At 70.4% G+C, this 26,749-nt stretch carries 31 protein-coding genes and 1 pseudogene; 19 read left to right on the top strand and 13 right to left on the bottom strand.

Annotation, left to right across the window (positions count from 1 at the left end):
• The 3 genes and pseudogenes from C475_RS24090 to C475_RS20140 form a co-directional block, all read left to right on the top strand.
• Positions 1-393: pseudogene (locus tag C475_RS24090) on the top strand (hypothetical protein); the annotation flags it as partial.
• 103 nt (positions 394-496) lie between these two features.
• Positions 497-655 carry a DUF7559 family protein gene (locus C475_RS24540; RefSeq protein ID WP_006885750.1) on the top strand — a complete coding sequence of 53 codons (159 nt, stop codon included), beginning with the start codon at positions 497-499 and terminating at the stop codon, positions 653-655.
• A 101-nt stretch (positions 656-756) separates the two neighbouring features.
• Positions 757-1,260 (top strand): Hsp20/alpha crystallin family protein, encoded by a 504-nt coding sequence (locus C475_RS20140; RefSeq protein WP_006885749.1) that lies wholly within the window; start codon positions 757-759, stop codon positions 1,258-1,260.
• A 106-nt stretch (positions 1,261-1,366) separates the two neighbouring features.
• Here C475_RS20140 and C475_RS20135 read toward each other — a convergent pair whose 3' ends face one another.
• Both C475_RS20135 and C475_RS20130 read right to left on the bottom strand, forming a co-directional pair.
• Positions 1,367-2,512, bottom strand: a complete 1,146-nt coding sequence (locus C475_RS20135) for an NAD(P)/FAD-dependent oxidoreductase (RefSeq protein WP_006885748.1) — start codon at positions 2,510-2,512, stop codon at positions 1,367-1,369.
• Complete coding sequence (locus C475_RS20130; RefSeq protein ID WP_006885747.1) at positions 2,509-3,285, bottom strand: DUF7388 family protein; 777 nt, start codon at positions 3,283-3,285, stop codon at positions 2,509-2,511. The genes C475_RS20135 and C475_RS20130 overlap by 4 nt, the downstream gene beginning before the upstream one ends.
• A gap of 97 nt (positions 3,286-3,382) precedes the next feature.
• Between C475_RS20130 and C475_RS20125 the strand changes: the two genes are divergently transcribed.
• Complete coding sequence (locus C475_RS20125; RefSeq protein WP_006885746.1) at positions 3,383-3,856, top strand: redoxin domain-containing protein; 474 nt, start codon at positions 3,383-3,385, stop codon at positions 3,854-3,856.
• A 53-nt stretch (positions 3,857-3,909) separates the two neighbouring features.
• Here the strand turns inward: C475_RS20125 and C475_RS20120 are convergent, their stop codons facing one another.
• Positions 3,910-4,485: a response regulator transcription factor gene (locus C475_RS20120; protein ID WP_006885745.1), complete on the bottom strand. Its 576-nt coding sequence runs from the start codon at positions 4,483-4,485 to the stop codon at positions 3,910-3,912.
• A 150-nt stretch (positions 4,486-4,635) separates the two neighbouring features.
• Between C475_RS20120 and C475_RS20115 the strand changes: the two genes are divergently transcribed.
• Positions 4,636-4,911 (top strand): phenylalanine--tRNA ligase subunit alpha, encoded by a 276-nt coding sequence (locus tag C475_RS20115; protein ID WP_049931056.1) that lies wholly within the window; start codon positions 4,636-4,638, stop codon positions 4,909-4,911.
• 62 nt (positions 4,912-4,973) lie between these two features.
• Here the strand turns inward: C475_RS20115 and C475_RS20110 are convergent, their stop codons facing one another.
• Positions 4,974-5,411 (bottom strand): MaoC family dehydratase, encoded by a 438-nt coding sequence (locus tag C475_RS20110; protein WP_006885744.1) that lies wholly within the window; start codon positions 5,409-5,411, stop codon positions 4,974-4,976.
• Between the two features lie 133 nt (positions 5,412-5,544).
• The gene (gene coxB, locus C475_RS20105) at positions 5,545-6,318 is read right to left on the bottom strand and encodes a cytochrome c oxidase subunit II (protein WP_006885743.1); all 774 of its coding nucleotides are present in this window, start codon (positions 6,316-6,318) and stop codon (positions 5,545-5,547) included.
• 271 nt (positions 6,319-6,589) lie between these two features.
• Between coxB and C475_RS20100 the strand changes: the two genes are divergently transcribed.
• The 6 genes from C475_RS20100 to C475_RS20075 all read left to right on the top strand — a co-directional run bounded on the left by C475_RS20100 (position 6,590) and on the right by C475_RS20075 (position 12,265).
• Complete coding sequence (locus C475_RS20100) at positions 6,590-8,035, top strand: heme o synthase (RefSeq protein WP_049931054.1); 1,446 nt, start codon at positions 6,590-6,592, stop codon at positions 8,033-8,035.
• 3 nt (positions 8,036-8,038) lie between these two features.
• Positions 8,039-8,719, top strand: coding sequence for a DUF7546 family protein (locus C475_RS20095; RefSeq protein WP_006885741.1), 681 nt, complete (start codon positions 8,039-8,041; stop codon positions 8,717-8,719).
• A gap of 40 nt (positions 8,720-8,759) precedes the next feature.
• A complete protein-coding gene (locus tag C475_RS20090; RefSeq protein ID WP_006885740.1) occupies positions 8,760-8,990 on the top strand; it encodes a SelT/SelW/SelH family protein in 231 nt (76 codons plus the stop codon).
• Positions 8,991-9,075: 85 nt separating this feature from the next.
• Entirely contained in the window at positions 9,076-10,257 is a 1,182-nt protein-coding gene (locus tag C475_RS20085) for a polymer-forming cytoskeletal protein (RefSeq protein WP_006885739.1), read from the top strand.
• A 257-nt stretch (positions 10,258-10,514) separates the two neighbouring features.
• Positions 10,515-11,486, top strand: coding sequence for an ABC transporter ATP-binding protein (locus tag C475_RS20080; protein ID WP_006885738.1), 972 nt, complete (start codon positions 10,515-10,517; stop codon positions 11,484-11,486).
• A complete protein-coding gene (locus C475_RS20075) occupies positions 11,483-12,265 on the top strand; it encodes an ABC transporter permease (RefSeq protein WP_006885737.1) in 783 nt (260 codons plus the stop codon). The genes C475_RS20080 and C475_RS20075 overlap by 4 nt, the downstream gene beginning before the upstream one ends.
• Before the next feature lie 16 nt (positions 12,266-12,281).
• On the opposite strand, the gene C475_RS20070 is transcribed toward C475_RS20075, so the two are convergent.
• Both C475_RS20070 and C475_RS20065 read right to left on the bottom strand, forming a co-directional pair.
• Positions 12,282-13,568, bottom strand: a complete 1,287-nt coding sequence (locus C475_RS20070; RefSeq protein WP_152436551.1) for an RAD55 family ATPase — start codon at positions 13,566-13,568, stop codon at positions 12,282-12,284.
• Positions 13,569-13,697: 129 nt separating this feature from the next.
• Positions 13,698-14,360, bottom strand: a complete 663-nt coding sequence (locus C475_RS20065) for a DUF420 domain-containing protein (RefSeq protein WP_006885735.1) — start codon at positions 14,358-14,360, stop codon at positions 13,698-13,700.
• Positions 14,361-14,495: 135 nt separating this feature from the next.
• Between C475_RS20065 and C475_RS20060 the strand changes: the two genes are divergently transcribed.
• From C475_RS20060 to C475_RS20045, 4 genes are all read left to right on the top strand, one after another.
• Complete coding sequence (locus C475_RS20060; protein WP_006885734.1) at positions 14,496-14,915, top strand: cobalamin B12-binding domain-containing protein; 420 nt, start codon at positions 14,496-14,498, stop codon at positions 14,913-14,915.
• Complete coding sequence (meaB, locus tag C475_RS20055) at positions 14,912-16,096, top strand: methylmalonyl Co-A mutase-associated GTPase MeaB (protein ID WP_006885733.1); 1,185 nt, start codon at positions 14,912-14,914, stop codon at positions 16,094-16,096. Before C475_RS20060 ends, meaB begins: the two co-directional genes overlap by 4 nt.
• Before the next feature lie 66 nt (positions 16,097-16,162).
• Positions 16,163-17,098, top strand: coding sequence for an alpha/beta fold hydrolase (locus C475_RS20050; RefSeq protein ID WP_006885732.1), 936 nt, complete (start codon positions 16,163-16,165; stop codon positions 17,096-17,098).
• Positions 17,099-17,176: 78 nt separating this feature from the next.
• Positions 17,177-17,392 carry a hypothetical protein gene (locus C475_RS20045; protein ID WP_006885731.1) on the top strand — a complete coding sequence of 72 codons (216 nt, stop codon included), beginning with the start codon at positions 17,177-17,179 and terminating at the stop codon, positions 17,390-17,392.
• A gap of 24 nt (positions 17,393-17,416) precedes the next feature.
• Here the strand turns inward: C475_RS20045 and C475_RS20040 are convergent, their stop codons facing one another.
• The 3 genes from C475_RS20040 to C475_RS20030 all read right to left on the bottom strand — a co-directional run bounded on the left by C475_RS20040 (position 17,417) and on the right by C475_RS20030 (position 19,348).
• Positions 17,417-17,803: a Zn-ribbon domain-containing OB-fold protein gene (locus C475_RS20040; RefSeq protein ID WP_006885730.1), complete on the bottom strand. Its 387-nt coding sequence runs from the start codon at positions 17,801-17,803 to the stop codon at positions 17,417-17,419.
• Positions 17,800-18,966 (bottom strand): thiolase domain-containing protein, encoded by a 1,167-nt coding sequence (locus C475_RS20035; RefSeq protein ID WP_006885729.1) that lies wholly within the window; start codon positions 18,964-18,966, stop codon positions 17,800-17,802. Before C475_RS20035 ends, C475_RS20040 begins: the two co-directional genes overlap by 4 nt.
• Positions 18,967-19,072: 106 nt before the next feature.
• A complete protein-coding gene (locus C475_RS20030) occupies positions 19,073-19,348 on the bottom strand; it encodes a DUF7111 family protein (RefSeq protein WP_006885728.1) in 276 nt (91 codons plus the stop codon).
• Positions 19,349-19,463: 115 nt separating this feature from the next.
• Between C475_RS20030 and C475_RS20025 the strand changes: the two genes are divergently transcribed.
• Entirely contained in the window at positions 19,464-19,748 is a 285-nt protein-coding gene (locus C475_RS20025) for a PadR family transcriptional regulator (RefSeq protein WP_006885727.1), read from the top strand.
• A gap of 47 nt (positions 19,749-19,795) precedes the next feature.
• Here the strand turns inward: C475_RS20025 and C475_RS20020 are convergent, their stop codons facing one another.
• Entirely contained in the window at positions 19,796-21,130 is a 1,335-nt protein-coding gene (locus C475_RS20020) for a hypothetical protein (protein WP_006885726.1), read from the bottom strand.
• Between the two features lie 95 nt (positions 21,131-21,225).
• On the opposite strand from C475_RS20020, the gene C475_RS20015 reads away from it, so the two are divergent.
• Entirely contained in the window at positions 21,226-22,317 is a 1,092-nt protein-coding gene (locus C475_RS20015; protein WP_006885725.1) for an aldo/keto reductase, read from the top strand.
• Between the two features lie 60 nt (positions 22,318-22,377).
• Here C475_RS20015 and C475_RS24535 read toward each other — a convergent pair whose 3' ends face one another.
• Positions 22,378-22,548: an HVO_0758 family zinc finger protein gene (locus C475_RS24535; RefSeq protein ID WP_006885724.1), complete on the bottom strand. Its 171-nt coding sequence runs from the start codon at positions 22,546-22,548 to the stop codon at positions 22,378-22,380.
• Positions 22,549-22,693: 145 nt separating this feature from the next.
• Here C475_RS24535 and C475_RS20010 point away from each other — a divergent pair, with 145 nt between their 5' ends.
• Positions 22,694-23,869, top strand: a complete 1,176-nt coding sequence (locus C475_RS20010; protein ID WP_006885723.1) for an MFS transporter — start codon at positions 22,694-22,696, stop codon at positions 23,867-23,869.
• A gap of 89 nt (positions 23,870-23,958) precedes the next feature.
• Positions 23,959-25,059 carry a glycosyltransferase family protein gene (locus C475_RS20005; protein ID WP_006885722.1) on the top strand — a complete coding sequence of 367 codons (1,101 nt, stop codon included), beginning with the start codon at positions 23,959-23,961 and terminating at the stop codon, positions 25,057-25,059.
• Positions 25,060-25,522: 463 nt separating this feature from the next.
• Here the strand turns inward: C475_RS20005 and C475_RS20000 are convergent, their stop codons facing one another.
• On the bottom strand, positions 25,523-26,713 hold the full coding sequence (locus C475_RS20000; protein ID WP_006885721.1) for a DHH family phosphoesterase: 1,191 nt from the start codon (positions 26,711-26,713) through the stop codon (positions 25,523-25,525).
• Positions 26,714-26,749 lie beyond the last annotated feature (36 nt).

The raw sequence follows: 26,749 nt of genomic DNA, 5'->3' as shown, positions 1-26,749 counted from the left end.
GACGTGCAAGACCTCACCTCTCCGGACGGGAGCGTCGGCGGGTACGCCTACGACACGATCCTTGCCAAAGACTACATCACGGCCAACCGGATCCGGCGCAAGATCCAGGTACAGCTCGACGAGGCGATGGCGCCCTACGACGCGGTCGTCCTGCCGAATCGGGCGCTGGGCGGCGCGGCGAACATCGCCGGTCTACCCGGGATCTCGATCCCGAACGGGTTCGACGACGAGGGCGTCCCGACCGCGCTGATCTTCACCGGTCGGGCCTTCGCCGACCTCAAGCTCGCCGAGATCGCGAAAGAGTATCAGTCGCGGACCGAGGGCCTCGACTACACCGAACTGCTCGAAATGCCGGTGTATCAGGACGAGGACGCGGGCGCGGCGAGTAGCTGAACCGGGTGCGAACGGCCCTCGGAACCCTGGATCCGAGGGGAACCCCGCGTTCGACCACCGGGATGGCGAAAACAGTATCCGTCGGCCGTCCGAACTCGCGGGTATGCCACCGACGAAGGAGGTCAAGTGTACGGACGAGGACTGCTTCCTCGACATGTTCGAGAATCACTACACCTACGATATGCCCGACGACCACGGCGTCTCCGACCTGTCCTGTCCGGTCTGCGGCGGGACCGACTGTCTCGAAGCGATCGAACTGTAGCCGACGGCCGGGGAACCGACCCGCAGGCGCCGCCGTCGTCGCCCTTTTGTCCCGAGGCCGCGGGCACAATCCTGAAGACCGTACCGCACTAACCGGCGGGTATGAACACGTTGCGTGACATCGGCGAGTCGCTGGGCAACACCGTCCTCGAGAACGTCGGGCGAGCGATGGGCCGCGCTCAGGAGCGAACGCCGCTACCGGTCGACCTGCTGGAGAACGACGACGCCTATCTCGCGGTGTTCGACGCGCCGGGCGCGCAGTCCTCGGACGTGCAGGTGCAGTTCGATTCGGGGCTCGTCGAAGTTCGGATCGACCGCTTCCGCGGGTTCCACGAGGGCTTCGAGATGCGCTACCCCGGCCGCGGACTGGCCCTGGACGGCCACGTCGAACTCCCAGCCGAGGCGCGCGTCGACGCCGACGCCGCCACCGCGACGCTGCGCGAGAACGGCACGCTCGAGGTGCGCGTCCCCAAGGCCGAGCCGGTCGACCCCGACGTGGACGAGGCTCTGGAGGCCGACGAGGTCGACGAGGTCCACGACGAGGCCGACGCCGACGAACTGGACGCCGAGAGCGAGACGCACGACGCGGACGACGACGAAGCGTAGCGGAACAGTCGCTCGGCCCCGTCTCATACGGAGTATTGCAAGACAGCCCGGGATCGACCGCACGCAATCGTACGGTCGGCCCGGTACACGCTTGCAATACTCCGTATCAGTCCTCGACGGTCATTCCCTCGACCACCGAAAACGCCTCGTCGCCGTCGAAACGGTCCGGGTCGAACGGCGCGATCCCGTCGCCGCCGAGCATCTCGTCGGCGATCCGTTCGCCCAGCGCCGGCGCGCGCATGAACCCGTGGCCGTGCCAGCCGGTCGCGACGTAGAGGCCGCTCCGGATCTCGCCCAGCAGCGGGTCCCGGTCGGGCGTCGCGGTGCAGAGTCCGGCCCACGACCGGCAGACGGCGAAGTCGCTACCGAGCGGCCCCTCAGCGAGCGGGTCCTCACAGACGGTTTCGAGCCACGCCAGCGACGCCCGTTCGAAGTCGGGGTCGGCCGACTCGTCGTAGTCGTCGGGGTCGAACTCCCGTTCCTGGGTGCCGTCGCCGACGAGCAGGCCGCCCTCGCGGGGGCGAGCGTAGCGGCTCTCGCTCGCGTCGTAGCAGGTCGGCACCCGCTCGCTCCCGTCGACGGGGCCGGTCACGAGCGCCTGCACGCGGTAGGGTTTCATCGGGATCGGGACTCCGACGCAGGCGAGCAGGCGCTTGGTGTGGGCGCCCGCGGCGACGAGGACGGCGTCGAACCGCTCGACGCCCGTCGGCGTCTCGACCGCTGTCCCGTCGTCGGCGAGTCGAACGGGCGTCCCCGTTTCGACGGTCGCGCCGGCCGACTCGGCCCGTTCGCCCATCGCGGTGACGTACGAGGCGGGGTCGAGATAGCCGGCGTCGCGGGCGAGTGCGGCGACGGCCACGTCGACCCCCGCGAGCGCCGGGAACCGGTCGGCGAATTCGTCGGGAGCGAGCGTCGCCACGTCGCGGCCGTTGGCGCGCATGCGCTCGGCGCTCTCGCGGACGGCCTCGGCGCGGCGCTCGTCCCCGGCGCGGGCGAACCAGACGTAGGGGTGATCGACGAAGTCGATGGCGCCCTCGTCGTCCAGGTTCCGAAAGCGTTCGACGGCGCGCTCGGCGACGGCGGCGTCGATGTCTTCGGCGAAGGCGTCGTAGGCGATGCCGGCGGCCCGGCCAGAGGCGCCGCTCGCGAGGTCGTCGCGCTCGTAGAGGACGGTCTCGGCGCCGCGGGCGGCGAGATCGCGGGCGGCGGTGACGCCGAGGGCGCCGCCGCCGACGACGGCGACGCGGGTCACAGGAACGGGTCGAGCCCGCGGGCGGGGTAGCCGACGATCCGGTCGGCGCCCGCGTCGCGGAGTTCGTCGACGCGGTCGGCCACGGTCCCGACCTCGCCGACGAGGCCGTAGTCGCGGACGGCCTGCGAGAGGACCTCGCGGGCGCGACCGTCGGCCGCGGCGTCGGTCGACGCGCCGTCGGGCAGCGCCGAGCGGACCGGGCCGCGGCGAGCGGCGTACTCGCCCAGCGCGTCGAGGACGGCGTCCTCCTCGTCGGTCAGGACGGTCGGCGCGTAGAGGGCGACCTCCCCCTCGTAGCCCGCCTGTCGGAGCGCGCGGAGGCGTCGGTCGGTGGCCGGCCCGAGGAGTTCGAACTGCGTGCCGCCCACGGCGAGGGCGATCCGCTCGATCCCTTCGGTGCCGACCCAGGGCTCGCGCGAGCGGGCCGCGGCCTCGCGGAGGCGAGGCGCGACGGCCCGTTCCCGTTCCGTCTCGGTGAGGTAGGCGGAGTGGCCGGCGACGAGGACCCGTCGGACCGACTCGGGCAGCGACTCGGCGAGGTCCCGCTCCCCGTGCGGGTCGAAGCCGTCGGCGCGGACGGGCGTGGTGACGCGAACCGCCGTCTGCTCGGCGAGCGCGTCGAGCGTCGCCGGCGACGGCAGGTGCTCGCGGCCCTCGTAGTCGACCGCGAGCGTGTCCACGGCGAGGTCGGCCGCCCGCTCGACGTCGACCTCGGCGGGTTTGATCGCGGCCGCGTCGATCCCTGCCTGCGACAGCGTCACGCCCTGAAGCATCGTACTCGTCCGCTATCGACCGACGGGGAAAAGCTCTATCGCTTGGCGGCCCAGCCCCGTTCGTTTAAGCCCCGCCGCCGCGAACGGATGGGTCACGATGCTCACAGCGGGAGACGCGGCGCCCGACTTCATCCTGCCCGGCACCGACGGCGAGGTGGTTCGCGAGTTCATGCTCGCCGAACACACCCGCGAGGGACCCGTCGTCCTGGCGTTCTACCTGTTCGATTTCCACCCGACCTGCACCGACGAGCTGTGCGGGATCCAGAACCTCGGCTGGTTCGAGGTGCGCGAGGACGTGACGGTCCTCGGGATCTCCCGTGACAGCGCCTTCAGCCACCGGGCGTTCGCCCGCGAGTACGACATCCCGTTCCCGCTGTTGACCGACAGCGACGGCGCCGTCAGCGAGCGCTACGGCGTCCGGATCGACGAGCTGGCCGGCCACCGCGACGTGTCCAACCGCGCCGTCTTCGTGGTCGACGGCAACACGAAGGTCCGGTACGCCTGGTCGGCCGACGACCCCTCGACCCAGCCCGACTGGGAGGCGGTCCGAGCGGCGCTGGACGAGCTGTAGACGGAGTCTGGCCGGTGTCGGACCCGCGGGGACCGGCCGCGGTCGTCGCGCGGTCAGTTCCGACCGATGTCGCGGAAGGTATCGACGATCTCGTCGAAGTCGGGGTGGGTCTCCTGCAGTTCGCGGCCGAGTTCCTCGGCCTCGCGCTTGCGGTGCTCGTACTCGTCGCTGTCGGCCAGTTCCGCGGGTGTCAGCTCCGATTCGAGCACTTCGAGCTTCGAGACGACGGAGAAAAACTCCTCCAGCTTCGGATCGCCGGACTGGCGGCTGTCGAGCTGCGTGTCGAGCGTCGACAGCAGCGTCTCCGTCTCGATGGGCTTGGAGAGGTAGTCGTCGAAGTCCATCTCCAGGATGTTCAGCTCGGGGTCGACGGCGGTCGTCATCACGACGACGCAGTCGTGGCCGCGGTCGCGGATCTCGGCCAGCACGTCGTCGCCGTGGACGTCCGGCATCCGCCGGTCCAGCAGGACGGCGTCGACCGTCTCGTCCATCGATTCGAGCGCCTCGCGCCCGCCGTACGCGACCCGCGTCTCGTATCGCTCGCGGATCTTCAGCGCGAGCACGTCCGCTACCTCCGTCTCGTCGTCCACGACGAGGACCGTCGGCCGACCGTCGGGGCTCGATGACACTGCTCTACCACCGCTGAGGACTCCCCGCGCTTGACTCTGTTGGCCCGCGTCCGGCGAGTCAAGCCCCAGACCCACTGTCCCCTCACCTCCGGGTCCGCCGCGGCCGACAACGTTATGTGTGAACAAGCACCATGGTGTGTTGGGATACCGATGTCACAGCACCCGGACTGGTTCCGTCGCGCGGACGCAGCGATACTTCAGCACCTCGTAGAAGAGCGGCCGACATACCTGGCGCTCGTCGCGAACCGTCTGGGGATGCCGGCGGACTACGCACAACGGCGGATGGACAGACTGGTCGCGGACGGGCTCGTCGAGCCGGTGACTGAGGAAGTGGTCTACCGGATCACCGAACGCGGCGAGCGGCGGCTGGCCGCCTACACTGAGCGCGAGGGATCGCCCGAGGCCGGTCTGGTGGCCGGCAACTGAGCGGGCCTCGGTCCGACGGCTCGCGGTTCACGGTCCGTTCTCGACCTGTCACGCCTCGCGAATCACGGCGCCGTCCGGCGTTCGTAGAGGACGAGCCCGACCATCGTGAGAGCCTCCTCCCCGTCGGCCTCGGTCGTGATCCGGACCGAGACGACCCCCAATTCGTCGTCCCATCCCTCCTTGTCGACGATCTCGGTCGTCACGGTGAGTTCGTCGCCGGGTCTGACGGGGCGGCGCCAGCGCAGTTCGTCGACGCCGAGCGCGCCGCGGGTCGCTCCGTCGGCGAGGAACTCGTCGACGAGCAGCCGCATCGTCATCGCGGCGGTGTGCCAGCCGCTGGCGACCAGGCCGCCGAACGGGGAGTCGGCGGCCGCCTCGGGGTCCGTGTGGAACGGCTGGGGGTCGTAGCGCTCGGCGAAGTCTGTGATCTCGCTGGCGGTCGCCCCGTAGCTGCCGAAGGCATCGGTGTCGCCGACGGTCACGTCCTCGAAGTACTCCATCGCGCGGCCGTACGCGCGGCCGACTGAAAAGCTCACCAGCCCGACGCGTAGCTATCTGGGAACCAGTCAGGAGAACGCGGGCAGAGTCGCGCGCGGTGTGTGTCCAACGGAACGAAGGGGAGCGTCTCGTCGGTCAGGGAGCGAGCGCGCTGGTCATGTTGCCGGCGGTGGCGTTCCCTGAGCCGCCGGCGCCGTTCTCGGCGAGCCAGCCCTGGAAGTTCTCCTGGCTGCGGACTTCGACGGTGCCGAGCATCTGGGAGTGGCCGACGCCGCAGTACTCGGCGCAGTAGAGCTGGTGTTCACCGGTGTCGGTCGCCTCCGTGACGATGTAGTTCGACTGGCCGGGGAAGGCGTCCTGTTTCAGCCCCATCGAGGGGACGTGGAAGGCGTGTAGCCAGTCGGTCGACGTGACGTTCAACCGCACTGGCCGGTCGCTCGGCAGAACGAGCGTGTTGGCGTTGGTCACCTCCGATTCGGGGTAGTAGAACTGCCAGTTGTACTTCTGGGCGGTCACCTGCACTTCCAGCGCCTCTTCCTGACCGTCGGTGACGGCGTCGATGTCCGTGTCGGGCGTCGCCGTGACGAACGGGTCGGCGAGCACCTGATAGGAGGCGACGCCGACGAACAGCAGGATGATGGCCGTCGCGACGGTCCAGGTGATCTCCAGGCGGCGGTTCTCCTTGGTCGGGAGCGGCGACTCGTTGTTCTTGAACTTCCAGACGGTGTAGAAGAGGATCGCCTCCACGAGGACGGTGATCGGGACGGCGATGTACATCAGCTGGTTGTTCAGGTTCCAGATGAGCCGTTCCGTCGTCGTGTCGGCCGACTGAGCGGCGGCGGGCTCGATCGCCACCGCTGCCAGGGCGGCCGCGAACAGCGTCAGGAGTGCGACGCGCTTACCCTTCATTGATCTCGGCTTGGGATTGTCCGCATATTAACGTGCTGAATCCGACGCGGGATCTGACCGGCGCCGATCCCTCCCGGATTACTCTTTTTCCGAACGTGTACGGGCCGTTCGGACGCCCCAGCGCGGTTTCGCGTGCGCGGGCCGCTCGGACGCCCCGACACGGTCCGGTGGGTGCGGCCGGCGCGGGTACCGAACCCACACGGCGCGCGTCGGTCGCAAAGCGCGAACACTAAGTGCGAACGCCCCGAAGTGCGGACAACAGCGGACTCCCATGTTCAGCCGCGCATCCCGACCGTCGTTCCCGAGCCTGCTCGCAGCGACGGCGATGGGCGCCTACCTGCTCGTCGCCGCCGGCGCCACCGCGGCGGTCGCCGACGCCGCCCGGGCGTGTTCCTCGTGGCCGGTCTGTCGCGGCCCGCTCACGCTCGCCGACCCCGCGCTGCTGATCGCCTGGGGCCACCGCGTCGCGGCCCTACTCGTCGGCGTCCTCGCGCTCGCCACGGCCGTCGCCGCCGTTCGCGACCGTGCGGCGATCCGCGGGCGCGTCCTCGCCGCGCTCGCGCTCGGCCTCGTCCTGTTTCCCGTCCAAGTCGCCATCGGCGCGGTCGTCGTCACCGGCGGCGCGGCCGCTCTCCCCACCGGCGCGCACCTCTTCGTCGGCATGGTCCTGTTCACCGCCCTGATCGTCGCGCTCGCCTGGCAACTCGAACCCGAGGCGCCCGACACGCCCGAGGAAGGCTGGGCCGTCGAACCCGGCGTCGACGCCGACGACGACTCCGGGACACCGGGCGAGAACGAGGCGGTCGCCGAACCGACCACCGCCCCCTCGGACCTCCCGCTGCGGACGCGCGTGACCGCCACCGTCTCGGCGTACTTCCGGCTCACCAAGCCGCGGCTGATGTGGCTGCTCTGTCTCGTCGCCGCCGCCGGGATGGCGCTGGCCTCGACCGGGGCCCCCGAACTCACCGTCCGAACGGTCGTCCTGACGCTGGGCGGCGGCGTCCTCGCCATCGGCGCTTCGGGCACGTTCAACCACGTCCTCGAACGCGAGAAGGACAAGAAGATGGACCGCACGTCCGACCGACCGATCGCGACCCACCAGATCCCGGTCCGACGGGCGGTCGCGTTCGGCCTGACCCTCGCGGCCGCCTCGCTCGTCGTGTTCGCCCAGTTGAACGCTCTGGCGGCCGCGCTCGGGCTCTCGGCGATCCTCTTCTACAGCGTCGTCTACACGCTCGTGCTCAAGCCCAACACCGTCCAGAACACGGTCATCGGCGGGTTCGCCGGGGCGCTCCCGGCGCTGATCGGCTGGGCCGCGGTCACCGGTGAGTTCGGCCTGGCCGGTGCGGCGCTGGCGGGTGTCATCTTCCTGTGGACGCCGGCGCACTTCTACAACCTCGCGCTGGCGTACAAGGACGACTACGCGAAGGGCGGGTTCCCGATGATGCCAGTCGTCCGCGGCGAAGCGGTCACGCGGAAACACATCCTCTACTACCTGGCCGCGACGCTGCTCGCCGCGGTCGCGCTCGCGGAGCTGACGACGCTGGGCTGGGTGTACGCGGCGACGACCTGCCTGTTCGGCGGCGTCTTCCTCTGGGCGGTCCTCCGACTGCACCGCGAGCGCACCGAGTCGGCGGCGTTCCGCGCGTTCCACGCCTCCAACGCCTACCTCGGAACGCTGTTGATCGCCATCGTCGTCGACGCACTCGCGATCTGATCCATGGCCACCGTCGATACTACCTCCCTGGCAGACCGGTTTCGCCCCGACCGCGGGACCTTACTGTGGGGCGCGCTGGTGGTCAACACCGAGGTCATCCTCCTGCTCGCCTACGCCGCGCTCGGGTCGGCCGACCTGCTCTCGGCGCGCGGGCTGCGCCTGTGGGTCTACCCGTTCGTCTGGATCAACGCCTCCATCTGGGCGGTCGCGCGCGCCAACGTCGCGCCCGCGTCCGGCCGCAACCGCACGCTCGCCGCGGCGCTCGCCGTCGGCTACTTCGGCGTCCTCGCCTACACCGGGGGCCTCGTCGGTCCCGGCCACGACTCCCTCGGGCTCAGCGTCGCGCTGACGAGCCTCCCGCCGGGGTGGGCGCCCGCCGTCACCTACAACGGCATGGGCCTCTCGGTCGTACTCATCCCCTACAAGCTGATCGGCTACGCGACCCTCGCGTATCTGGTGTACGCCACCGTCCTCGACGCCGCGGGGTCGGCGGTGACCGGCGTTCTGGGCCTGCTCTCCTGTGTCTCCTGTAGCTGGCCAGTGCTGGCCTCAATCGCGACCGGTATCGCCGGCAGCGGCTCCGGCATCGCCGCCGCGGTCTCGACCGGCTCGTACGGCATCTCGACCGTCGTCTTCGTCGCGACGGTGGCGCTGCTGGTCTGGCGGCCGTTCGGTCGGGACTGACCCGCACACCTTTATCGCCGAGAGCCGTCTACCCCACCCTATGACAACGGTCACACTGACCTACTGTGTCCCCTGCGGGTTCCGCGAGCGGGCGCTCGACACCCAGCAGGCGATCCTCACGAGCCTGGAGGGGCAGATCGACCGCTTCGAACTCGTGATGGGCGACCACGGCGTCTTCCGCGTCGAGGTCGGCGACGAGATCGTCTACGACAAGGAACGCGACACCTTCGATATCGACGCCATCGTCCGCACCGTCCGCGGCGAACTGTAAACTCGTATTTAAGCGTTGCCCCGGACTACCGGGTCGGAAACTCTCCTCGTTTATATAGGGTGTAGCGGTGTCTACGTCGAACTGCATGAGCCAGATCGACGCTCCCCGCGCGACGCGGTTCGTCGCGCTGCTGTGTGCGCTCGCCGTCGCCGCCGCGCTCGTTCCGGGCGCGGCGGCCGCAGTACCGTTCGCCAACGACGACGCCGTCGCATCCGCGACCGCGCCCGGAACCGGCCAGTTCGCCGACCAGACCGTCGGCGCCGACGTGGTCGTCGGGCCCGACGAGACGGTCTCGGACCTGGAGGTCGTGAGCGGCGACGCGGTCGTCCACGGGACCGTCGAGGGCGACGTGGAAGCCGCGGCCGGCTCCGTCCGGATCACCGGCGAAGTGACCGACGACGTGGAGGCCGCCGCCGGTTCGGTCACCGTCGAGGGCCGGGTCGGTGGCAGCGTCGAAGCGGCCGCCGGCTCGGTCGACGTCGGTTCCGACGGCGTCGTCGAGGGCGACGTGGACGCCGCGGCCGGGACGGTCACTGTCACCGGGACGGTCGACGGCGGCGTGACCGGCTCGGAGACGGTCCGCCTGAACGAGGGTGCGACCGTCCGCGGCGACGTGACCTACGGCGAGACGCTCGACCGCGCCGAGGGTGCCACCGTCACCGGGACCGTCACCCACGACGAGAGCCTCGGATTCGACGGCCTCCAGTGGGGGATCACCCTCGGCGACCTCGACGACCTCGGTGATCTGGAGATCCTGCCCTCCCCGTTGGTCAGCCTCGTCACCGGTCTGGCGGCACTGGTCGTCGGCGCGCTCCTCCTGGTCGTCTTTCCCGACTTCTCGGGCGAGATGGTCGAGACGGTGACGGACCAGCCCGGCCGCTCGGCGGTCGCGGGGCTGGCGACGATGATCGCGGTCCCGGTGGGTCTGCTGGCGGTGGCGCTGACCATCGTGGGCCTACCGCTGGCCTTTGCCGGCGGCGCCGTCTTCGCGCTTTCGACCTGGCTCGCGCTGGTTTACGGCGAGTTCCTCGTCGGGACGCGCGTCCTCGACGCGGCCGACGTGGACAACCGCTGGGCCGCTCTCGTCGTCGGCGTCGTCGGTATCGAGGTGCTGGCGCAGATCCCGCTGTTCGGCGAGCTGCTGACGTTCGCCGTCGTCCTGCTCGGGCTCGGCACCGGTGCGCTCACGATCGCCGCCCGCCGCCGCGGCGGCGACGACGGGAGCGCCGAGACGCCGCCGCCGGACCCCGCCCCCGGCGCGGTCTGAGACTCCCTCCCCTGACCCGAGTCCCCCGCTGACGCGGCCCCCCACTCCGTTCCCGCTGACGCTCGGCCCTCCACTCCGTTCCCGCCGACGTTCGGCCCTCCCACTCGCGCCCTCCGCCGCCGCCCGACGCCCCACCGGTTCTCCCGCTGGCGCGCCCCTCCACCCGAATCCCGCCTCTCCCGTTCGTTCGACTCGGTCGCGGGGAGACACGTCTCCGAACCGAACCGCCTTTGCGCCGCGCTACCGTCGATTCGCCCATGACAGCGACGCTCGTCGCCGAGGACGTGCGCCGGTCCTACGGCGAGACGGTGGCGCTCGACGGCGTCTCCCTCTCGGTCGACGCGGGCGAAGTGTTCGCGCTGGTCGGCCCCAACGGCGCGGGCAAGACGACGCTCGTTCGCGCGCTGACGGGGACGACCGACGCCGAGGGTTCGGTCGAACTGTTCGGGGCCGACCCGCTCGACGTTGACCGCGAGCGGGTCGGCCTGCTCCCGCAGGCGTTCGACCCGCCCGCGCGGCTCACCGCCCGCGAACTGCTCGACTACTACGCCGGCCTCTACGACGAGGCCCGCGACATCGAGACGGTCCTCTCGGACGTGGGGCTGGTCGGCGACGCCGACACCTGGTACGAGAACCTCTCGGGCGGCCAGAAGCGCCGAACCTGCGTCGGGTCGGCGCTGGTCAACGACCCCGACCTGCTCTTTCTCGACGAACCGACGACCGGTATCGATCCGGCCGGTCGCCGGGCGCTGTGGGACCTCCTCGAATCGCTCGCCGACGGCGGCACGACTATCGTCCTCACCACCCACGACATGGCGGAGGCCCACCGGCTGGCAGACCGCGTCGGCCTGCTCGCGGACGGCCGACTCGTCGCCGCCGACGACCCCGACACGCTGGTCGCCGAGTACGGCGGCGAGAGCCGTCTCGTCGTCGAGACCGACGCCGACCCCGCCGCGCTCGATCTGTCCTATCCCGCCGAGCGGACCGGCGACTCGCTGGTGGTCTCGGACGTGCCGCCCGAGGCGATCGGCGACGTCGTCGACGCGTTGGCGGCCGCGGGCGCCAGCTACGACGCGCTCACCTGGTCTGAGCCCGACCTCGAAGAAGTCTACCTCGAACTCGCGAGCACCGCCGGGGAGTACGGCTACCGGCCCGCGACGGGTCGACTCGACCGCCGCGGCGAGGGCGACCGGGACGCGGCCGCCGCGGACGCGGAGGGCGAGCGATGACCCGGGGCGGCCGCGTGGCCGCGTCGGTCCGCGCGGGCTGGCGCTCGTTTCTCCGCCGCCGGACGGCCGTCTTCTTCACGTTCCTGTTCCCGCTGCTCATCGTCGTCATCTTCGGCGCGCTGGTCCAGACCCAGCCGACCGGCGGCGGGCTGTTCACCGAGCCGGCGATATACTACGTCCCGGGCTATCTCGCCGTGGTCGTGCTGTTCACGCCGCTGTCGCGGGTCGGCAGCGAGGTCGCGCGCCACCGCGAGGGCAACCGCTTCGAGAAGCTGGCGACGACGCCGCTCACCCGCGGCGAGTGGCTGCTCGCCCAGACCGTCGTCAACGTCGTCGTCATCGGCCTCGCCGCGCTTTTGCTGGTCGCGCTCGTCGTCGCCCTGACCGGCGCAGCGATCCCGCTGTCACCGACCGTCGGCGCTCTGCTCGTCGCCTACGTCGTCGTCGGCGTCGCGCTGTTCTGCGGGATCGGCGCGATCATCGGGGCCACCGCCGACTCCCAGGACGGCGTGATCGCGACGAGCAACACCATCGCGCTCCCCCTCCTGTTCCTCTCGGAGACGTTCGTCCCGCTCGCTCTCCTTCCGGACTGGTTCGAACCGGCGACGCTGCTGTCGCCGCTGACGTACTTCGCCCGCGGCGTCCGCGCGACGACCGACGGCGGAGCAGTCCCGCCGACCGGCCCGTTCGCGCCGGAGTTGGGCTACCTGCTCGTCCTGGGCGCGCTCGCCGCAGTGTTCGTCGCCGTCGGCGCGCTCGCGCTCCCGCGGACCGACTGAGCGCGCTCGGCCTCGGTCACCCGGTTTCGTCGTCGCCGTCCTCGCCAGCCCCACCGCCGTCACCCTCGTCGGCTGGCGAGTCGACGATCGGGTCGCTCCCCGACGGTCGGCCGGCGGGCGGTCCCTGTCCGTAGGTCCCCCCGGTCCCTCCCATCCCGGTCCCGCTACCCTGTTGGCCCCCGCCGTGCTGTCCGCCGTCCCGCTGTCCGCTCCCCGCCTGCCCGCCGCCCTGCTGGCCGGTGACGGGTTCCTGACTCTCGCCCCCCTCGGGCGGCCCCTCGCGACGTTCGATGGTGACGATCCCCTCGCCGGCGGTGTACTCGTAGAGCGTCCACTTCGGGAGCGTGAGAACGCCGCCCATCTTGCGGACGCGGATCTGCTTCAGCAGCGACCCTTCGACCAGATCCTCGTCGAGGTTGAGTTCGACGATGCCGTCGACCATGTAGTTCAGGTCGTGGGGGAACCCCTGGTGCTCGCCGGTGACCGTGGCGCCGGCGTAGATCGGGACGAAGCGGCTCTTGCACACCTCCGCGCGCACGTCCTTGAGGAAGTCGTAGGCCTGGACCGGCTGGACGAGCGACCCGAACTCCGTCAGCGAGTCGACGACGACGATCCCTCGGTCCTCCATCCCCCGCTCTTCGAGCACGTCGTCGATGCGGTTGTGGAGTTCGCCCAGCTCCGTGGGGTCGCGCACCTGCGTGGTCGCCTCGGCGGCCGCCTCCGAGAGGAAGCCGTTCCAGTCGTTGAGCCGCTCGTACATCCGCTCGCGATTTTCGAGGCGGTAGGTGAAACAGTCGAGGATCTGCAGTTGACCCGACTCCAGATAGGGGAGGACGTTCCAGTCCAGCGTGACGAACTGCTGGACGACCGACATCGGCGGTTCGAGGAAGGAGACGAACACCGCCGGCTCCCCGCGCTGGAGAGCGCGCCACACCAGCTCCGCCTGAATGGCCTCGGTGCGCGTGCCCGCCAGGTCCGTCAGGAGGACGAACGAGTTGCGGGGGATCCCCTGCGGGAGGCTCTCGTCGAGCGGCGCGACGCCCGTGGGGACTCGCCGGAAACCGTGGAACTGGGTGAACACCTTCTCGCCGTCGCCGGCCGCCTCGCGGCAGGCCCCACAGCAGTACGTGTACCGGTGACCGTCGCGCTCGGCAGACACTGGTTCGCCCGAGATCGGGAGCCGACAGTAGTCACAGCGGCCGCGGCCGTCCGACTGCCGACCCGTCCCACCGTGTCGCCCGGTCCCCGCTGTCGGTGTCGCGTTTGTCGGGCTCCCCGCCGCTGCGTCGGGTTGCTCCGTCATGCGGATCAGTAGCACGCGAGCGCTGAAAACGCTGCGGGCCGCGTGCGCGTCCGGCGACTCATCGGCCGGTCGTCAGTCGACGGTCGGCGTGCTCGTTCCGGGACCGGGAGCCGTGGCCGATGGGTCCCGTCAGTCGTCGCGGTCGGCGCTCGGGTCGATCCGGAGCGCCCGTAGCGACGGGCCGACGGCGAGCAGGAGGGCCGCGCTGTGGCCCATCTTCTCCCACATGTAGACGTGGTTGAGCATGAGGTAGGTGACGATGCCGAGGAAGAGGCTGAGCGACCACGCGGCGACGGCGATCCGACCGACGCGGGCGTGAGAGGTCTCGCGCAGTTCGCTGGGACTGTGGGTCAGCCCGAGGACGACGGCGTGGAGGACGACCGGCACGGCCACCGCCGACAGGACGATGTGGATCGCGAGCATCACGAGGTAGGCGTAGTAGACGAGCCCGTCGGCGAGGATCGACTTCTCGAAGCCGCCGCCGACCTTCAGCAGGTACATCACGAGGAAGACCATGATGAGCGAGAAGGCCGTCAGCATCGCCGCCCGGTGTTTGGCGACCTCGCCGCGTTTGATGTATCGCACTCCGACGAGGATCGAGACCAGCGCCAGCGAGTTGACGACGGCGATGGCGTCTCCGAGGAGGATGACCAGATCGTCGCTGATCGACGGGAACGGCGCGTAGGGCGTGAACGCGCCGATGACGAGCACGTATCCGATCGCCGAGAGGACGGCGGTGACCCGGCGCGGGTTCGCTCGCGCCCGCGACTGCAGGGAGTCGGCGACTGCCATACCGGATCTGTGGACGCCGTCGGTATACCCGCTTCGGAATCGGGAACGACCGCCCGCGCCCGTCCGCCCGGAAACCTCGGCCCGCCAGCAAAAATCACCGCAAACGTGAAACGGGAATCGACCCAACTAGCGGCTATGAGCGCAGAGCAGGGCCAACGGCAGATCCGCTGTCTCGTCGCCAAGGTCGGCCTCGACGGCCACGACCGGGGCGCGCACGTCATCGCGCGGGCGATGCGGGACGCGGGGTTCGAGGTCGTCTACTCCGGCCTGCATCGCTCGCCTGACGAGGTCGTCCAGGCGGCCGTCCAGGAGGACGTGGACGTACTCGGCATCTCTATCCTCTCGGGCGCGCACAACACGCTCGTTCCGAAGATCATGGACGGGCTGGCGGAGTACGGCGCCCGCGAGGACACGCTGGTGCTGGTCGGTGGCATCATCCCCGACGACGACAAGGACCGACTGCGCGAGGAAGGGGTCGCCGAGATCTTCGGTCCCGGCGCGTCGATGGACGAGATGATCGACTACATCCGGGACAACGCCCCAGAGCGACGATGACGAGCGGGGACGAGGGTGCCCCCGCGGACAGTGACGCCTCGGGGTCGGGCTCGAATTCGGGTCCCGGGACAGACCGGGATCCGGACCTCGACCCCCTCATCTCGGATCTCCTCGACGGGAACCACCGGGCGCTGGCGCGGACGATCACGAAGATCGAGAACCGCTCGCCGGGCTACCGGGATCTCGTCTCCCAGCTGCACGCCCACACCGGCGACGCCGACGTGATCGGGATCACCGGCAGTCCCGGTGCGGGGAAGTCGACGCTGGTCGACAAGCTCGCGGCGACCTACCGCGAGGCGGGGCTGACTGTCGGCGTCATCGCCATCGATCCGGCCTCGCCGTTCACCGGCGGCGCGGTGCTGGGCGACCGGATCCGCATGGCCTCGAACGTCGGCGACATGGACGTGTTCTTCCGGTCGATGTCCGCTCGCGGCACGCTCGGCGGGCTCTCGACGGCGACGACGGACGCCGTCAAGGCGCTGGACGCCTTCGGCAAGGACAAGGTCATCGTCGAGACCGTCGGGGCCGGCCAGAACGAGGTCGACATCGTCCGCACCGCCGACACCGTCGTCGTGCTGGTTCCACCGGGTAGCGGCGACGACGTGCAGATGCTCAAGGCCGGCATCCTGGAGATCGCCGACCTGTTCGTCGTCAACAAGGCCGACCTGGACGGCGCTGACCGCACCGTCAGCGAACTCCGTGAGATGCTCCAGTTGCGCGACGGCGAGGCGGCGGTCGGCGGCCACCACGGCTTCGCCGAGACCACCGTGGACGTGAGCGGCGAGACCGGTCGCGAACGGGGCGACCGGGGCGGCGACGGAGCGGCCGAGGACGCCGACGCGGAGGGGGTCGAGCCCTGGGACCCGCCGATCGTCGAGACGGTCGCCGACCGGGGCGAGGGGATCGACGAACTGATCGCGGCGATGGACGACCACCGGGCGTATCTCGTCGAGTCGGGCCGACTGGCGGCGAAGGCGCGGACGCGCTACGCCGAGGAGATCCGGACGCTCCTCCGCGAGGACGTCCGCGAACTGCTGGCCGAGGAGATCGATGCCCGCGGCGGCCTCGACGAACACGTCGACGCCGTCCGCCGCCGCGAGACGGACCCCTACGCGGTCGCCGAGGCGGTCCTCGAACCGCTCGCCGACTGCGTGGCCGCGCGGCGGGAGCGCCGGGAGTAGCTTTTCCTCCCTCGGCGCTGTCCGCTGAACATCACTTATAAGCGGCCGAGGCTCCAACGGTGTGATATGAAACTACGGACAGTCGTCGGTGCAACGCTCGGTGCAGTCGGCGCGGCGGTCGCGGCCAACCGGGTGCTCGGTCGGCAGGTCGGGGAACTCGGCCCGCCGCTCGCGGGCGACTCCGGCACCTACCGCTGGCGCGGGTTCGACGTGGCATACACCGAAGCCGGCGACCCCGACGACCAGGACCTCGTGCTCCTCCACGGCATCAACGCCGCGGCGACCAGCAACGAGTGGCGCATGGTCTTCGAGACCCTCGCCGAGGACTACCACGTGATCGCGCCGGACCTGCCCGGCTTCGGCCGGTCGGACCGTCCGCCGCTGACCTACTCGGCGTCGCTGTACACCACGTTCGTCCGTGATTTCCTCACCGACACGAGCGACGACGCCGTCGTCGTCGCGTCGTCGCTGACCGGCGCCTACGCCGCCGACGCCGCCCGCGACGTGGACGTGTCGCGGCTCGTCCTGGTCTGCCCGACCGCCGACACGGTCCCGGGTCGGCGCGTCTGGCTCCGCTCGCTGATCCGCGCTCCCGTCGTCGGCCAGGCGATCTACAACGGGATCGCGAGCGAGCGCTCGATCCGCTACTTTCACGACGACCACGGCTACCACGACACCGCGAAGCTCAACACGGAGACGGTCCGCTACGAGTGGGAGAGCGCCCACCAGCCCGGCGCGCGGTTCGCGCCCGCCTCCTTCATCAGCGGCCACCTCGACCCCGATGTCGACCTGACAGCGCTCCTCGGCGACCTCGACGTCCCGGTCACGCTCGTCTGGGGCACGGAAACGGACATGCCGCCGCTATCGACCGGCCGCGAACTCGCCGAGGCAGCGGACGTGGAACTGGTCTCGATCGGCGACTCCGAACTGCTCCCGCACGTCGAACACCCCGCCGAGTTCCTCGACGTCGTTCGGGGCGAACCCGTCGAGTCGAGCGCCTGACTGACAGCGACCGCCGCCGCACCGCGACCGGTCGCTATCCGACGGAACTTTCTGACTACGGTGTGACACGTCCGGCGTATGAACGCGACGCTCGCCGCCGCCGGGTTGTTGCTGGTGGGGATGGGAGCCGCGGCTATCGCCAACCCGCTTCGGGTCCGGAGTTTCGTCTCGGGTCGGACGTGGAAGCGTGACCCGGAGCGGGCGGAGTTGTACCAGCGGATCTGGGTGTACGCCTTCGGTGGCATGGTCGTCCTGGCGGGGCTGGTCGTGGTAGGCTGGGGACTCGTAGCCTGAACCCGGCGAGGGACGAAGTCGGCCCTACCGCGGCCGGAAGACGACCGCGCGGTCGCCCGTCGTCTCCCGTTCCCCCACTTCGATCCCGACCGGCATCCCGACCTCGACCTCGTCGGGATCGACGCCGCGGACCAGACCGGTGACGCGGACGGGATCGTAGTCGACGACCGCGGTGACGTAGGGCGTGTCGGCGCTGAACTGCGGCGTCGCGACCGACACCTCTGTGAACGTCGCCACCTCGCCCGCCTCCGGTAGGGGCGTCTCCGAGAGGTCGCGGCTCCCGCAGTCGGGGCAGACGCGTCGCGGCGGGAGCCAGCCGTGGCCGTTCTCGCACTCGACGTAGTACCCCGACCCCTCCTCGATGGCGTCCAGCCAGTCGTCGAACGCGCCGTCTCTGGCTTTGTCGCTCATGGCTGGACCTCCAGGACGTGGACGGTCGCGCTGGCGACGGTGCCGCCGGCGTTGTGCGCGACACCCACGCTCGCGCCGCCCACGTCGTCGGACCACGGGGACTCGCCCCTCAGTACCTTCGTCAGCGAGACGATCTGCGCGACGCCGGTCGCGCCGACGGGGTGGCCCTTCGCCTTCAGTCCCCCCGAGAGGTTGACCGGCGTCTCGCCGGTGGCGTGGGTCTTGCCGTCGCGGGCGGCGGCGATCCCATCGCCGGGCTCGTAGAGACCCAGCGACTCGATGGCGAGCACCTCCGCGATGGTGAAACAGTCGTGGACCTCGGCGATGTCGACCTCGTCGGGCCCGACGCCCGCGTCCGCGTAGGCTTCGTCGGCGGCCTTCTCTGCGGCGGGCGAGCGCGCGAGGTTCTCGCGGTCGTGCAGCGCGAGGTTGTCGCCGCCCTGGCCGGTCCCCGTGATCGCGACCGACGCGTCCAGGTCGTGTTCCGCGGCGTACTCGGCGCTGGTCAGGACGACGGCGCTCGCGCCGTCGGTGATCGGGCAGGCGTCGTACAGCCCCAGCGGGTCCGCGACCATCGGCGCCCCCAGGGCGTCCTCGACGGTGATCTCTTTGCGGAGTTGCGCGTACTCGTTGGGGAGCGCGTGGTCGTGGTTCTTCACGGCGATAGCGGCCAGGTCTTCGCGAGACCCGCCGAACTCCCGGAAGTACGCCCGAGCCATCAGCGCGTAGGCGCCGGGGAAGGTCATCCCGGCGCGGATCTCGTAGAGGTCGTCGGCGGCGATGGAGAGGGCGTCCGTCGCGCCCGCGGTGCCGATGTTGGTCATGCGCTCGCTCCCGCCGACGAGGATCACGTCGGCCTCGCCCGACCGCAGGTGTCTGACGGCTTCGCGGACCGCGGCGCCGCTGGAGGCGCAGGCGGCCTCGTAGCGTGTCGCCGGCACGTCCAGGCCGACGGCCTCGGCCATCAGCGGGGCCTGGTGGCCCTGGTGTTCGGCGAGTTCGCCCATGAAGTTGCCGTAGAACAGCGCTTCGACGTCGTCGGGGTCGACCCCCGAGTCGTCGAGCGCGGCCAGTCCGGCCTCGGCGAACAGGTCCCGGCCCGTCCGCTCGGAGTGTTCCCCAAACGGGGTCACTCCGACGCCGGTGACGCGTGGGTGGCTCATCGCGTATCCATAGGAACTCCAACCGCTAAAAGCCGCGCGTTAATCCGTGAACTGCACGCGCGATCAGCCGGGAAATCGCACGAATGCGCCCAAATCGCGTGCTCGGTCACATTCCCATGTCGTCGGCCGCGTCGGGTACCGGCAGGTCGTGGGGGGCGACGCCGAGCAGTTCGGCGGCGTGGTCCAGCGCCATGTCGAACCCGTAGTAGCGTTCCAGTTCGTCGCCGTCGGCGGTCGGTCGGACCTTCAGCATGGCGTAGCCCTCGAGGTTCTGGGCGACGGCCGCGGTCGCCCCGTCGCGTTCGAAGGTCAGCAGGCGCTCGGTCTCGGTCTCCTCGTAGCGGGCCGTGATCCCCTCGCTCGTCGCGGTCGCGTCGGTCATTGGCGGATCTGTGGGCCGGTGATAGTCGTAGGCTTCGATCGCGCCTCGGGACGAGTCCGTCCGGTCACCGCCGCGAACCGCAAGAGTCGACTCGTCCCCGGACGCAGACCCGCTCATGACAAAGTGGCTCCAGAGCGGACGCCGCCGGGACATCTGTATCATCCTCGCCGGGGAGGGACCGCTCCACGGCCAGGCGCTCAAGTCGCGGCTGGAATCGCACTACGACGCGCGGATCGAGCCCAAATCGTTCTACGGCGCGCTCGACACGCTGGTCGACAACGGCCACCTCGAACTCCGGGAATCCGGCATCCACGACGAGTACGCGCTGACCGACGCCGGCCGGCGGATGGTCGACGAGCAGTTCGCCTGGATGGCCGAGCACCTCGACACCGGTGAGTAAGCGAGCCCCAGGCGCGCTCCACCGGGCCGTCGGTCACGAGTCCCCGGTCACCGTTCGGCGGTCAGGACGACGACCTGATTGGGCCGCTCCGGCGGGGTGAGCGAGAGGTCTGTCTCGCCCCCGACCATCTCCTCGTCCGTCCACGCGGCCGATTCGGCGTCGAGTGTCCGGAGCCGGTACGGTCCCGGTTCGACGGCGAGCGTGGCCTCCCCGCCGTCGGGGAAGTAGACGACGTAGGCCTCGCCCGGATCGGCGGCGCAGTAGGCCTCGCCGGGGGCGGGGTCTGCCAGAAGGTCAATCCGGGGTGTCAGCGCGGGGAGGGCGACGTGTTCCTCGACTGCTCGAACAGAGCGGATCTGCGTCAGCGCCCGCTCGCTCCCGCCGATCCCCCACCCTTCGTCGCCGCCCGCGACCTGCCGGTGGAACCGGCACGCCGCGGACCCGCCGAGGACGTTCCGCCAGAACCACCGGACCGCCTGGTCGGCGCTACCGGCGGCGTCTTTCCCGCCGTCGAAGCCGCCGTAGATCTTCACGTTGTTGAACGGCCGCGGCCCGATAGCGTCCTCGACCTCCGACCGCCACCGCTGGAGGTTGTCCCAGTGGTCCTGTCCGGTCGCACCCGCAGAGAGCTGGTTGTGCTGAGAGAGCTCGACGTAGGAGAACAGGTCGGGGTGCTCGACCACCTTCCGGACGGATTCATCCGGCGTCATGTTCATGTTGGCAATCTCGACGCCGACACCGCGCTCGTCGGCCCGTTCGAGCAGGTGTTCGGCCCAGTGCAGTTCCCACTCGATCCCCGCCCACCCCTCGTTGGTGACGTTGTAGACGACGTGTCCGTAGTCGAGCGTGTGGTCGAGGATCCGGTCGACGAACCGCTCCTGGTGGGCGAGCACGGGGTCGTTGCCCTCCTCGACGGTGCGGAAGAAGGCGATGCGGTCCTGCCAGTGGTCCCCGCCCGTCGCGGGCAGCGAGTCCGCGGGGAGCGTGTCGTTGTTGACCGGGTTCCAGGCGTGAGACTCCCACCGCGAGCCGGCCAGATCGTGCTGGTCCCACAGCGTCAGCTCGACGACGATGTCCCGCTCGGCGGTCGCGTCGAGGAACGCGGCGAATCGGTCCCAGTACTCGTCGTTCCACCGTTCGAGGTCGTACGTGCCGTCTTCGCTCCGCTCGAACGGCGACACGTCCTCGTCTTTCCGGTCGGACATCGTGTTGCGGACGAAGTTCCCGCCGGCGTCGACGAGGTCGTCGAGGTGGGCTTCCAGTCGCCCACCGGTCCACTGGAAGAGGTTGTCCTTGTCGGTCCCGCCGAGGAGCAGCGCCGGTCCGTCGCCGTCCGACCAGTACCACGGGTTCTCGGAGCTCGGCCTGAGCCGTTCTGTCATACCCCGCTTATCGCGGGTGGCTGGTATAAGCCGCCCGCTGGCGCACAGCCTCTCCGAGATAGCACGCTTTTATCGGCGGCGACCGCAGATCGGGTATGGTCACCAGGGACGCCACGTGGGCCTACCGCGAGAAGTTCGGCGACGAGTTCGCCCGCACGTACTTCCGGCGGTTCGGCGAGGGCGTCGTCTCCAGCGTCGGCGTCGGCACCTACCTCGGCGACCCGACCGACGAGGCCGACGACGCGTATCGCGAGGCCATCGTCGAGGCGCTCCAGTCGGGGGTCAACGTCGTCGACACGGCGATCAACTACCGCAATCAGCGCAGCGAGCGCGTCGTCGGCGAGGCCCTCGAAGCGGCCGATACCGACCGCGAGGCCGTCCTCGTCGCCACGAAGGGCGGGTTCGTCCCGTTCGACGGCGAGCGGCCGGACAATCCCGGGCGGTGGATCCGGGAGGCGTACGTCGACACCGGGGTCGTCGACGCAGACGACCTCGTCGCCGGGCAACACTGCATCGCGCCCGACTACATCGACGACCAGCTCGACCGATCGCTGGAGAACCTCGATCTCGACACCATCGATCTCTACTACGTCCACAACCCCGAGACGCAGCTGGCCGACCGCTCGCCGGAAGCGGTCTACGACCAGCTTGAGGAGACGTTCACTCGCCTGGAGGAGCGAGCCGCCGAGGGCGACATCCGCCAGTACGGCGTGGCGACGTGGGAGGCGTTGCGCGTGCCGGGCGACGACGACAGCTATCTCTCGCTGGCCGAGATCGTCTCGCGGGCGCGGACGGCGGCCAAGCGGGCGGAGAACGCGGCGACGCACTTCCGGGCGGTCCAGCTCCCGTTCAACGTCGTGATGGCGGACGCCTTCACCGTCGAAGCTCAGGAGGGGTCGGAGGGGGCCCAGTCGACGCTGTGGTTCGCCCACGACGCGGGGCTGAACGTCTTCACGAGCGCGTCGCTGGCCCAGGGGAAACTCGCCCGGGCGGGGCTGCCGGAAGACGTGGCCGAGCGGGTGGAAGGCGAGACGAACGCCCAGCAGGCGATCAACTTCGCGCGGAGCGCGCCCGGCGTGACGTGTTCGCTGGTCGGGATGGGGTCGCCCGACCACGTCGCCGAGAACGTCGCGGCGGGGACCCACCCGCCGCTCGGGGCCGATTCGTTCGACGCTGTCTTCGAGTGAGCGCCGCAGAAGAGTAACTGTCGGGCGGTCGGTGACGCTACAGCGGGGTCGGTGCGGCGATCAGCCCACCTTCTTCCACTTGCTCCCACACTCCGGGCAGACCCGGACGGTGCCGATCTCGTCGGGGTCGTTCTCGGTCCCGAGCTCCTCGCCGCACTCGCTGCAGGCGAGGCGTTCGTAGACGTCCTTCTCGATCTCGCCCGAACGCAGCCCCTTCCGGACCGATTTCATGAGCGGGCGTACGACACCGACTCTCAAAAACCCCATGCATAGATCCCACACACCCGGCCCCGCGCGTTCCGTCGAAATCCGGCCGAGAAGCGGACCGGTCCGCCGAGTTCGCAACGCTTGAAGGGGCGCAGGCGAACCCCCTGATGTGACGCGCCGCCAGCTGTTCGGGTCGCTGTGTGCGATGGTGTTCGTCGTCAACCTCGGGCGGGTCGTCTTCGCGCCGCTGCTGGACCCGCTCCGAGCGGCGCTGACCGTCGACGCCGCCGCGGTCGGCCTGCTCGCCTCGCTCGTCTGGGTCGGCAGCGCCGTCCCGCGCATCCCGACGGGCTACCTGCTCACGCGGGTCCCCCGCCACTACGTCGTCTTCGCGACGGGCGCGACGCTCACCGGGGCGACAGCCCTCGCCTCGGTCGCCCCCGGCATCCGCGCGCTCCAGGCCGCCGCCCTCCTGATGGGGGCGGCCGGCGGCGCCTACTTCATCGCCGCGAACCCGCTGGTCAGCGAGCTGTTCCCCTCGCGGGTCGGCGCCGCCCTCGGCGTCCACGGGACCGCGGCGCAACTGGCCGCCGTCGGCGCGCCGCTGTTCGTCACCGCCGTCCTCGCGCGGGGGCGGTGGCCGCTGACGTTCCGGATCATGGCCGCGATCACCGCCGTCGCCACCGTCCTGTTCACCGTCGTGGCCTGGCGGACGGACCTGCCCGCGGCGGGCACCGAAGACCGTCACCTCCTCGTCGCGGTCCGCGAGCAGTGGCGGCTGATCCTCGCCGGCGTCGTCATGCTCGGCGCCACCGGCTTCGTCTGGCAGGGCGTGTTCAACTTCTATCCCACCTACCTCGCCGAGACGAAGTCCCTCTCGGAGTCGACCGCGCGGACGGCCCTGTCGGTCGTCTTCGGCGCGGGCGTCCCGGCGATGGCGCTGTCCGGTCGGCTCGCCGACCGCCTCGACATCCTCCGGTACATCCTCGCGTTGCTCGGCGGGTTCGTCGTCGTCCTCCTCGCACTGACGACCGTCTCGGGCCTGGCCGCGGTGGTCGCCGTCAGTCTCGTCCTCGGCTACGTGATCCACAGCCTGTTTCCGGCGATGGACACCTACCTGCTCGGGTCGCTGCCCGACCGCCACCGCGCGAGCGCCTACGCCGCCTACTCGGGAACGATGATGTTCGTCCAGGCCGGCGGCTCCTACGCCGTCGGCTTCCTGCGGGACGCCCGCGTGCCGTTCGACGTGATCTTCCGCACGTTCGCCGGCGGTCTCGTCGTCGTCCTGCTCGCGCTCCTCGTCGCTCATCGGCTGGGCCGGTTGCCGCGGGGCGCTCGCGAGTGAGCGTCCGCGGGGACCCGACGGCGGGCCGGTCGGACGCGCCTGTTCCGGAACAGCGGAGTATTTGGGAGTCGAGTCACTAGCCCGGTTCGATGGAGTACGTCCAGGAGCGGGTGGCGACGCTGCACGACTTCGACGGCGCGGCCCCGGAGGCGCCGGTCGACCGTGCGACGGTCGTGGTGCCGCTGACCGACCGCGACCACGCCAGCCTCGCCGCCGAGCGCGTCCTCTCGACGCTGGGCAAAGTCGAGCCCGAGTCCGTCCTCGTCGCCCTGCGGGCCGACGAGGGGAAGGTCGGCGCCGTCCGGGAGTGGGTCGACTCGCTCGACGTCGACGCCGACGTCCTCTGGTGCAACGCGCCCACCGTCCGCGACCTGCTCGGCCAACACGGCCTCAACGGCGAGGCGGGGAAGGGTCGCGACGTGTGGCTCGCCCTCGGCGTCGCCGCTGCCCGCAGCGACCTCGTCGCGGTCCACGACGCCGACGCGACCACCTACGGCCCCCAGCACGTTCCCCGCCTCCTCTTCCCGCTCGCCCGCGACTACGCGTTCGTCAAGGGCTACTACGCCCGCGTCGAGAACGACCGCCTCTACGGCCGGCTCTGTCGGCTGTTCTACGAGCCCGTCGTCGCCGCGCTCGCCGAGGCTCGCGGCGACCCGCTCGTCGAGTATCTGGGCGCCTTCCGCTACGCGCTCGCCGGCGAGTTCGCCGCCACGAGCGACTTGATACGCCAGCTTCGACCGCCCCGCGGGTGGGGCCTGGAGGTCGCCACGCTCGGCGACGCGTTCCGAACGGCGGGGTTCGAGGGCACGGCGCAGGTCGATCTGGGCATCCACGAACACGACCACCGCGCGGTCAGCGGCCGCGGCGGCCTCTCCGACATGGCCGACGAGGTCGCCGCCGCGCTGTTCGCCGCGCTCGACGACGGCGGGGTCGCCGTCGACTACGACGGCCTGCGCGAGCGCTATCGGACGATCGCTCGCCGCCTGGTCGACCAGTACGCCGCCGACGCCGCGTTCAATGGGCTAGACTACGATCCGGCCGACGAGCGCCGGCAGGTCGACGCCTACGCCCAATCGGTCCGACCGCCCGAATCCGGCGACCGGCTGCCCGCCTGGGCCGAGACCGACCTCGACCCCGACGCAGTCTGCCGAGCCTCCCGCGACGCGCTCACCGACGTGACCAACGAGTAGGTTTCTACCCGGGAGAATCCATCCCGGCGCGCGCTGTCGAGCGTGCTCGAACCCTGTGAGAGCCGCTCGAAATAGCCGTGCGAGGTCTTCGCGAACCCTTGAGCGAAGGCTTGTCAGAGCTTGCTCTGACAGTGGATGAGAAGCGCAGCCTGCGAGCATCGCAATCGGCTGGGGAGGCTCGTGGCTGTCTGCGGTGCCGTGTGGGGCGGTCTGCTGTTGCGGTGCGGCCCTGGCGGACTGAAAGGGCGAGACGCACTCGCGTTCAGTTTAGTCGTCTGAGCGGGCACTATTCGAGGGTGCGAAGCACCCGAGAATATCCCGGTCAGCGACCGCGAGCGGGTCGAGGGCTTTCAGCGGTTGCTGTCTCCGCCGAGTGCGGTCGAGACACCGGCGAGCGTGAGGCGGGGCTCGGATCACGACTGGCGAACTTGCCGCCAGCCGTCGAACTAGGCAGGAAAAACACCTAGATCTCGCCGGCCATGGCGTCGAACAGGCGGTCGACGAACTCCTCGCGGTCGAGCCCGTCGCCGGGGCCGAGGCCTTCCATATGCTCGACCGACAGTTGACCGCCGCCCATGCGGGCGTGGCCGCCGGCGTTGGCCATGGGGATCTCGTCGACGACGGCGCGCAGCGTCTTGCCCATGTGAACCCGGTCGTCGCGCGAGCGGCCGGACAGATGCAGCGTGTCGCCCTTCTGGCCCATCACGACGACGGCGGTGACGCCCTCTAGTTGGCTCAATTCGTCGGCGGCCTGGGGGATGGCGTCGGCGTTGGAGACTTCGCCAACGTCGGCGACGGCGAAGGCGTTGCGCACGTGGCGCTCGTTGATGGCGCGGGCCTTCACTTCGAGCACCTCAGCGTCGACCTGGGGGTTAGCGATGCGGTCGAGGCGGTCCTCGTCGATGCCGTCGTAGAGGTAGGCCGACGCTTCGAACTCGGCGGCCGAACAGCCCTTGGTCAGTTGCTTCGTATCGGACTGGATGCCGTAGAGCAGGCCGGTAGCGGTGTCGGAGGGGAGGACCCGGTCGTCGTCGTCGCCGAGTTCCGCCTCCGCTTCGGGGGCGACGGGCTCCCAGCCCTGCTGTTCGAGGTACTCGGCGAAGATGCTGGCGCAGGAGCCGTGGTCGGGGCGCACGTCGGTGAAGGTCGAACCGGTGCCGTCGCCGGGGTGGTGGTCGACGACGGCGAACGGGTCGACCGAGTCGGCGCCGGCGAACCCGCGGGGTTCGTTGTGGTCGACGAGGACCACGTCATCGGCGATGAGGTCGCCGGCGGTATCGACGCGGTCGAACTCCAGGTCGAGGACGGTCTCGAAGGCCCGGTTCTCCTGGTGGCGGATCTGGCCGGGGTACTGGAGGTGTGCGTCGACGCCGGTCGCTTCGGCGAATTCGCCGACGGCGAGCGCCGAGGCCATGGCGTCGGGGTCGGGATTGGGGTGCATCAGGACCGAAACCTCGTCGCGGCCGGCGAGGTGACCGACGAACTCCGCGCCCGGAGTTCGGCGTAGGCGCCGGATCCCCCACCAGAGCGCGACGAGTACGACGAGCAAGCCGACGACGGCGGCCGCCAGGACCAGCGGGTCCCGCTCGGCGACCGCCGCGGCGGCGTCCGCGGGCGCGACCGCCCCGACGCCACCCGCGGCTGCGTGTGGCATACCCGGCCTGTCGCCTTCGAGGGTCAAGTAGTTTCT

The organism is Halosimplex carlsbadense 2-9-1 (assembly GCF_000337455.1).
Taxonomy (GTDB): Archaea; Halobacteriota; Halobacteria; order Halobacteriales; family Haloarculaceae; genus Halosimplex; species Halosimplex carlsbadense.
Note: the sequence above shows the minus strand (reverse complement) of the source record. Positions and strands in the feature narration are given on the sequence as shown.